Genomic DNA, 6,206 nt, shown 5'->3' with positions numbered 1-6,206 from the left:
AGGCCGACCTGGTAAAAGCACGGCCTGCCTGACGGCAGGCCGTTACCGGCCCGCACACAAAATATCTGACAGTCCCGTTCTTCGCGAGCAAGCTCGCTCCTACAAAAAAGCCTTAACTGAACGGCATTAGGGCAAGCCCCCTCCCACATTTCAACCGAGTACACCAGGCACAACTCCGGTCGGCTCTCAGGCCGCCGCGCTTTGGCTTTTGATCGTCAAACACGCTGGCCGAACGCATCCCCCTCACCAGCCCTCTTTCAACATCCGCAACTCCAAATGCTGCAGCAACATAATGGTCTTCCCATCCACAATCTCCCCCCTCGCCACCATCGCCAGCGCCCGCTCAAACCCCAGCTCCAGCACCTCGATATCCTCCCCCTCCTCTTCGAGCCCGCCGCCGGTCCCTACCCGATCCCCCGCCTGGTACTCACCGATAAAAAAGTGAATCCGCTCCGTCACCGACCCCGGGCTCATGAACGCTGCGTAGATCTTCTCTACGTGCCCCACCCGATACCCCGTCTCTTCCTCGGCTTCCAGGCGAATGCGCTCTTCTGGGCTGGCGTTGTCCAGCAACCCGGCCGCCGCTTCGATCAGGTAACCGTGGTAATCGTTGACGAAGGTGGGCATGCGGAACTGACGAATCAGCAGCACCGTGCGCTGTGTGCGGTTGTACAGCAGGATGGTCGCGCCATTGCCCCGGTCGTACACCTCGCGGGTCTGGGCCTGCCAGCTGCCATCCCGGCGGCGCAGGTCGAAGCTGTACTTCTTCAAAACATACCAATTGTCAGAGAGGGTCTCTTCGGCAGTGATGCGAACGGGACTGTTATCCATGGTCAGGCCTTAGCTCAAAGGAGCGTGAGCATGTCGTGATGGCAACACCAGCGTCAAGCGCGTCGCATACCGCTACAATCGCGCGCGGGCGGGGATGGACTTTGTCGCGCTGCTCCTGGGCAATGGGGTATTGCTGCTCAGCGCGGCGATGAACTGGACCGCCTGGACCTGCTCGCACCGGGTTTCCTCAGCGTGAGTATCGGGATCGTGACCACCCGCACCGCAGGCGATGACCTTTCGCACTTGCTGTCCCAGGCCGACCAGGCGCTGTACCTGGCCAAGGCGCGGGGGCGTAATCGGGTGCAAGTGGTCGAGACGGCCTGAGCACCATGCTGTAACACTTTGCAAGCAATCGCCCTTCGCGGCTGTCGAATTAATTCCTGTACCGACAAGCCTTCTGTTAAAAACCGTCCTTCACCTTTGCCTTGGAACCTTCGATGTCATCTCGTTTTATGTCGCGCCTGGGCCTACGCTGGTTTCCCCTGCTGTGCATGCTCCTGTTGATCGTAGGTTTACCCGTGGGCTGCTCGGTGCTCCAGCACAAGGAACGCGAGCTGGTGTTTCGCATCGAGCCCGGTACCGCCAGTTGGTACAGCGGCTTACCCAGGGCGGTGCAGGAATTCGAACTCAAGCCCACCCGTTTCAAATCAGGGCAGAACATTCATGGCTGGTGGTACCCGGCGGAGCACAAGGATGCTCCGGCGATCCTGTACCTGCACGGCGTGCGCTGGAACCTCACCGGGCAGTTGTTTCGCATCGAGCAATTACATGCGTTGGGCTTCTCGGTGCTGGCTATCGACTATCGCGGTTTTGGCCAGAGCCACGGTGACCTGCCTTCGGAAACCACGGTATACGAGGACGCGCGCATTGCGTGGGAACGCTTCCAGGTGTTGCAGCCCGACCCGAACAAACGCCTGATCTACGGGCACTCCCTGGGTGGCGCGGTGGCGATCGACCTGGCGGCCGAGCTGGGCAGGCAAACGCCGCTGCCGGTGCGCGGGCTGGTGGTCGAGTCCACCTTCACCTCCCTGGCGGATGTGGCCACGGCCGTGGCGAACACGTCGTTGCCCGTGCGCTGGTTGCTCTCGCAGAAATTCGACTCCATCGACAAGATTGCCGACATCCATATGCCGCTGCTGGTGGTCCATGGCCTGGACGATCGCTACGTGCCCCCGCGTTTCAGCCAGCAACTATTTGACGCGGCCCAAGAGCCCAAACGGTTGCTGCTGGTGCCCGGCGCCAGCCATAACAACAGCATGAGCCTGGCCGGCCGCAGCTATCGCCAGGCGCTGGACAACCTGATGCGGGCGAAGATGCCGGCACAGGTTGTCACCCACGCCACAGGGCGCAATAACGAGTCATAAAAAAGGTTTTCGGCACTGGGTTCGCGCGAGCCTGTCAAGCGCAAACCCAGCCCATGCTGGCCCTCGCCACAAGTTGATCAAATATTAACCTTGGGTTAAATCGCCAACCCTGCCGGGCCCCGGCAAAGTTATCCACAGAGATACCCACGGTTTTCGTGGACAACTCTTTTCACTTTTTTATGATTTTTTTGCGCAGCCTGCCCCTTCGGGAAAGGACCCTGGCAGCAGAATCTCGCGATTCACATCGCGTATATCGTTATACCCGCACAGCGCCATCGACACGTCCAACTCACGGGCAATGATGTCCAGTGCCTTGGTCACCCCCGCTTCGCCCATGGCGCCCAAGCCATACAAATGCGGACGACCGATCATGGTGCTCTTGGCGCCCAAGGCGATCGCCTTGAGCACGTCCTGACCGGAACGAATGCCGCCGTCGAGCCACACTTCAATGCGCTCGCCCACCGCGTCGACAATCGCCGGCAACTGGCTGATGCTCGATGGAGCCCCGTCCAGCTGGCGCCCGCCGTGGTTGCTCACCACCAGCGCATCGGCGCCGGAATTGGCGGCCAGGCGCGCATCTTCCACATCGAGGATGCCCTTGATAATCAACTTGCCGCCCCAGCACTTCTTGATCCATTCCACGTCGTCCCAACTCAGGCGCGGGTCGAATTGCTGGGCGGTCCACGACGACAGCGAACTCATGTCCGCCACGCCCTTCACATGCCCCACGATATTGCCGAAGCCATGGCGCTTGGTACCGAGCATGCCCATCACCCAGCGCGGCTTGGTCATCATGTTGAGGATATTTGGCAGGGTCAGTTTGGGCGGTGCCGACAGACCGTTGACCAGGTCCTTGTGGCGTTGCCCGAGTATCTGCAGGTCCAGGGTCAACACCAGCGCATCCACGCCGGCCGCCTTGGCGCGCTCGATCAATTGCTCGATAAACCCACGGTCGCGCATCACATACAACTGGAACCAGAACGGTTGGCCGACCTGTTCGGCGATGTCTTCCAGGGAGCAGATGCTCATGGTCGACAGGGTATAGCGCAAGCCAAAAGCGGCCGCAGCGCGGGCGGTGAGAATCTCGCCATCGGCATGCTGCATGCCGGCCAGGCCAGTGGGCGCCAGGGCGACCGGCATGGCCATGTCCTGGCCGATCATGGTGGTGCGGATCGAGCGCTCATCGATGTTGCGCGCCACGCGCTGGCGGAATTTGATGCGGGCAAAATCGCTTTCATTGGCCCGGTAGGTGCTCTCAGTCCAGGAGCCGGAATCGGCGTAGTCGTAAAACATCCTGGGGACACGTTTCTGCGCCAGCTTGCGTAAGTCTTCGATGGTTGTGATCAACGACATCGGGGTCACCTCTCCCTGAACTGAACGTCGAGAGTAACCGCCCATCGCCCGCGCAACCAGCCATTGCGTTTATATCGACGGACGACTAATCTCGCACAAACCCGCAAAAAGACGCACAAACATGCACAACACCCATCAAGCCGTTGACCTGCCTTCGTTGCGCAAACAAAAGATCCTGTTATTGCTGGAACGTGACGGCAAAGTCACGGCCTCCGACTTGGTGGAACACTTTGCCGTCTCCCACGACACCATCCGCCGTGACCTCGGCGAACTGGCCGCGGCCGGCCTGTTGCAACGCGTGCACGGCGGCGCCCTGCCCCGGCCCAAGGACAGCGGCAAGGACTTCTTCACCCGTGTCGGCGAGACCAACGAGGCCAAGCACCACCTGGCGCAACTGGCGGCCGATCGTGTGGAAGACGGCCAGATCGTGCTGTTCGATTCCGGCTCCACCACACTGCGCATCGCCCAGGCCTTGCCGCACTCGATCCGCCTGACCGTGGTCACCCCGTCACCGATGATCGCCATCGCCCTGGCCGATCATCCCCAGGTGAAAATCATCCTCGCCGGCGGCCAACTCAACCCCGCGACCTTGTCCACCAGCGGCCAGGAAACCGTGCGCCTGATCCAGGGCATCAAGGCCGACCTGCTGTTTACCGGGGTGTGCGCGCTACATCCGCAGGTCGGCATCAGCTCGCTGCATTTTGATGAAGTGGCGGTCAAGCAAGCGTTGCTCGACAGCGCGTCCCATGTGGTGGCGGTGACCATGGCGGACAAACTCGGTGCCGTGGAACCTTTTGTGGTGGCGCCGTGCAACCGTATCCATACGCTGATTACCGAATGGCACGTGCCGGGTATCGAGGCGTATGAGCAGCTAGGGCTGGAAGTGATACGGGTCGAGGTCGAGTAGGAACAGGGGCACCCAATAGCACGGTGGCGAACGGGCCGTTGTGGCGAGCGGGCTTGCCCCGCGTTGGGCTGCGCAGCAGCCCCAAAAAACTGCCCCGGAGCTGCCTGGCACACTGCAGCGCTCTTATTGGGGCTGCTTCGCAGCCCAACGCGGGGCAAGCCCTAATGCCGTTCAGTTAAGGCTTTTTTGTAGGAGCGAGCTTGCTCGCGAAGAACTTACAGGCGCCGCGTTCATTCAGGAAACACGCGTTATCGTTGACGTTTTTCGCGAGCAAGAACTAGGCGTCCCCCTCGCTCCTACAGAAGGCGATGTACGCTTAACTGAATGGCATTAGGGCAAGCCAGCTCGCCACAATAAGCCCGCTCGCCACAGGTTACTGTTTGCGCTGCTCCGGCATCTCCCGCTTGGGCCCGAACATCGCCCAGGCAATCAGCCCCAGCAGCGGCACGAAAATCAGAATGACCAGCCACAGCCCCTTGGTCTCCCAGCCACTGGTACTGCGCAATACGATATTGATCGCCCACAATTCCAACAGCAGCAGAATCACCGCCAACGCGATCCAGATATATTCAATTTGCATGGTTCACCTCCTGAGGTCCATGCATTAGGTCAAGCATCTACCCCGAGGGTTCCATCGGATTTCGTGCAGCCGCTCACGCCCAACGGTTATGGCGCACTGGAGCCCCCCTGACCCAACCTCCGCTCCCTTCTTACTGGAAATGCCAAACGCTCAGGACGACCGGGTGTCCCTGCAGGCGTAAACCCAGTTGGCAATCTTCCAGTGCCTGGCCACCGAGAACTTCAAACACCGGAAAGTCAGGGACGGTGTAATGCAACCCGCTGAGGGCCCGACCATGCAAGCTGCACGATAAGCCGACGCATAAAACACCATCAACCAACTGATTAATAAGAAAATTCACTAATCAGCCATGTTGGTACAGCTGATGCAATATCCCACTGGACGAGGCGCGCATGTCGACGCGCCCGAGCGCTATCCGTGAGGTTTCAACATGAATGCCATTGACCTTCTCAAGGCTGACCATGAACGCGTCAAAGCACTGCTGACTCAACTGAGCGAATCCACCGAGCGTGGCGTCAAGAAGCGCACCGAATTGCTGGCCAAACTGGAGATGGAAATCAGCCTGCACACCAAGCTGGAGGAAGAGATTCTGTACCCGGCCTTCCGCAAAGCCGGTGGCAAGGAACAGGACATCATGTACCACGAAGCCAAGGAAGAGCACCGCACAGTCGATGTCCTGGTATTGCCCGACCTGAAACAGACCGAGCCTTCCACCACTGAGTTTTCCGGCCGCGTCAAAGTGGTCAAGGAGCTGCTGGAGCACCATATCGAAGAAGAGGAAACCGAGATGTTCCCTCAAGCGAAGAAGCTGTTGGGCAAAGCTGTCCTCGAGGAGCTAGGCGCCGAAATGGAAGCCATGAAAGCCGCCTACAAAAAGTCGATGCAGACTAAACCCCTCGCAGCCTGAGCACTGTAGTCGTTGATGGCTCGTCCGCGGCGGCGGGCTCCGGGGTAACGCCCCAATCGCCGTGTTCGTACCAGTCATCACCGATCATCTCGGCCGGGTGCATGGTACGGTCGGCACCGTTGCCGCAGGCCAGGTCGGTGGCGGCGCAATAGCGGTCGCACCCCCAGCAGATGCGCTCGGGGTGCTTGGGGTGCAGTGGAAAAGGCTTGGCCATGACGAGGTTCCCTACCGGCGAACGATAGGTCCAACCTACGCCGATCACAG

The 6,206-nt window shown here is 60.1% G+C and carries 7 protein-coding genes and 1 pseudogene; 4 read left to right on the top strand and 4 right to left on the bottom strand.

Going from position 1 to position 6,206, the window contains the following annotated elements; translation table 11 throughout:
• Positions 1-243 precede the first annotated feature (243 nt).
• Complete coding sequence (locus tag AC1Q6I_RS32755; RefSeq protein ID WP_024075052.1) at positions 244-831, bottom strand: NUDIX domain-containing protein; 588 nt, start codon at positions 829-831, stop codon at positions 244-246.
• Positions 832-993: 162 nt separating this feature from the next.
• Between AC1Q6I_RS32755 and AC1Q6I_RS32750 the strand changes: the two are divergent.
• Together AC1Q6I_RS32750 and AC1Q6I_RS32745 are read left to right on the top strand one after the other, a co-directional pair.
• Positions 994-1,155: pseudogene (locus AC1Q6I_RS32750) on the top strand (diguanylate cyclase); the annotation flags it as partial.
• Positions 1,156-1,268: 113 nt separating this feature from the next.
• A complete protein-coding gene (locus AC1Q6I_RS32745) occupies positions 1,269-2,195 on the top strand; it encodes an alpha/beta hydrolase (RefSeq protein WP_024075050.1) in 927 nt (308 codons plus the stop codon).
• A gap of 177 nt (positions 2,196-2,372) precedes the next feature.
• On the opposite strand, the gene AC1Q6I_RS32740 is transcribed toward AC1Q6I_RS32745, so the two are convergent.
• Complete coding sequence (locus AC1Q6I_RS32740) at positions 2,373-3,548, bottom strand: alpha-hydroxy acid oxidase (RefSeq protein ID WP_102625400.1); 1,176 nt, start codon at positions 3,546-3,548, stop codon at positions 2,373-2,375.
• 121 nt (positions 3,549-3,669) lie between these two features.
• Between AC1Q6I_RS32740 and AC1Q6I_RS32735 the strand changes: the two genes are divergently transcribed.
• Positions 3,670-4,455 carry a DeoR/GlpR family DNA-binding transcription regulator gene (locus AC1Q6I_RS32735; RefSeq protein ID WP_069076378.1) on the top strand — a complete coding sequence of 262 codons (786 nt, stop codon included), beginning with the start codon at positions 3,670-3,672 and terminating at the stop codon, positions 4,453-4,455.
• Positions 4,456-4,828: 373 nt separating this feature from the next.
• On the opposite strand, the gene AC1Q6I_RS32730 is transcribed toward AC1Q6I_RS32735, so the two are convergent.
• A complete protein-coding gene (locus AC1Q6I_RS32730) occupies positions 4,829-5,035 on the bottom strand; it encodes a PLD nuclease N-terminal domain-containing protein (RefSeq protein ID WP_069076380.1) in 207 nt (68 codons plus the stop codon).
• Positions 5,036-5,465: 430 nt separating this feature from the next.
• Between AC1Q6I_RS32730 and AC1Q6I_RS32725 the strand changes: the two genes are divergently transcribed.
• Positions 5,466-5,942 carry a PA2171 family ribosome-binding persister protein gene (locus AC1Q6I_RS32725; RefSeq protein WP_102625768.1) on the top strand — a complete coding sequence of 159 codons (477 nt, stop codon included), beginning with the start codon at positions 5,466-5,468 and terminating at the stop codon, positions 5,940-5,942.
• Here the strand turns inward: AC1Q6I_RS32725 and AC1Q6I_RS32720 are convergent.
• The gene (locus AC1Q6I_RS32720) at positions 5,923-6,156 is read right to left on the bottom strand and encodes a DUF3079 domain-containing protein (protein WP_102625769.1); all 234 of its coding nucleotides are present in this window, start codon (positions 6,154-6,156) and stop codon (positions 5,923-5,925) included. The two genes, AC1Q6I_RS32725 and AC1Q6I_RS32720, sit on opposite strands and share 20 nt — an antisense overlap.
• Between the last annotated feature and the right edge of the window lie 50 nt (positions 6,157-6,206).

It is taken from the genome of Pseudomonas sp. MPR-R2A5 (assembly GCF_058793055.1).
This window is presented reverse-complemented; position numbering and strand designations above follow the sequence as displayed.

Bases quoted from the DNA above. Each gene is read 5' to 3' on its own strand.
- AC1Q6I_RS32735 (WP_069076378.1), top strand. From the start codon at position 3,670: ATGCACAACACCCATCAAGCCGTTGACCTGCCTTCGTTGCGCAAACAA.
- AC1Q6I_RS32725 (WP_102625768.1), top strand. From the start codon at position 5,466: ATGAATGCCATTGACCTTCTCAAGGCTGACCATGAACGCGTCAAAGCA.
- AC1Q6I_RS32740 (WP_102625400.1), bottom strand. From the start codon at position 3,548: ATGTCGTTGATCACAACCATCGAAGACTTACGCAAGCTGGCGCAGAAA.
- AC1Q6I_RS32730 (WP_069076380.1), bottom strand. From the start codon at position 5,035: ATGCAAATTGAATATATCTGGATCGCGTTGGCGGTGATTCTGCTGCTG.
- AC1Q6I_RS32720 (WP_102625769.1), bottom strand. From the start codon at position 6,156: ATGGCCAAGCCTTTTCCACTGCACCCCAAGCACCCCGAGCGCATCTGC.
- AC1Q6I_RS32755 (WP_024075052.1), bottom strand. From the start codon at position 831: ATGGATAACAGTCCCGTTCGCATCACTGCCGAAGAGACCCTCTCTGAC.
- AC1Q6I_RS32745 (WP_024075050.1), top strand. From the start codon at position 1,269: ATGTCATCTCGTTTTATGTCGCGCCTGGGCCTACGCTGGTTTCCCCTG.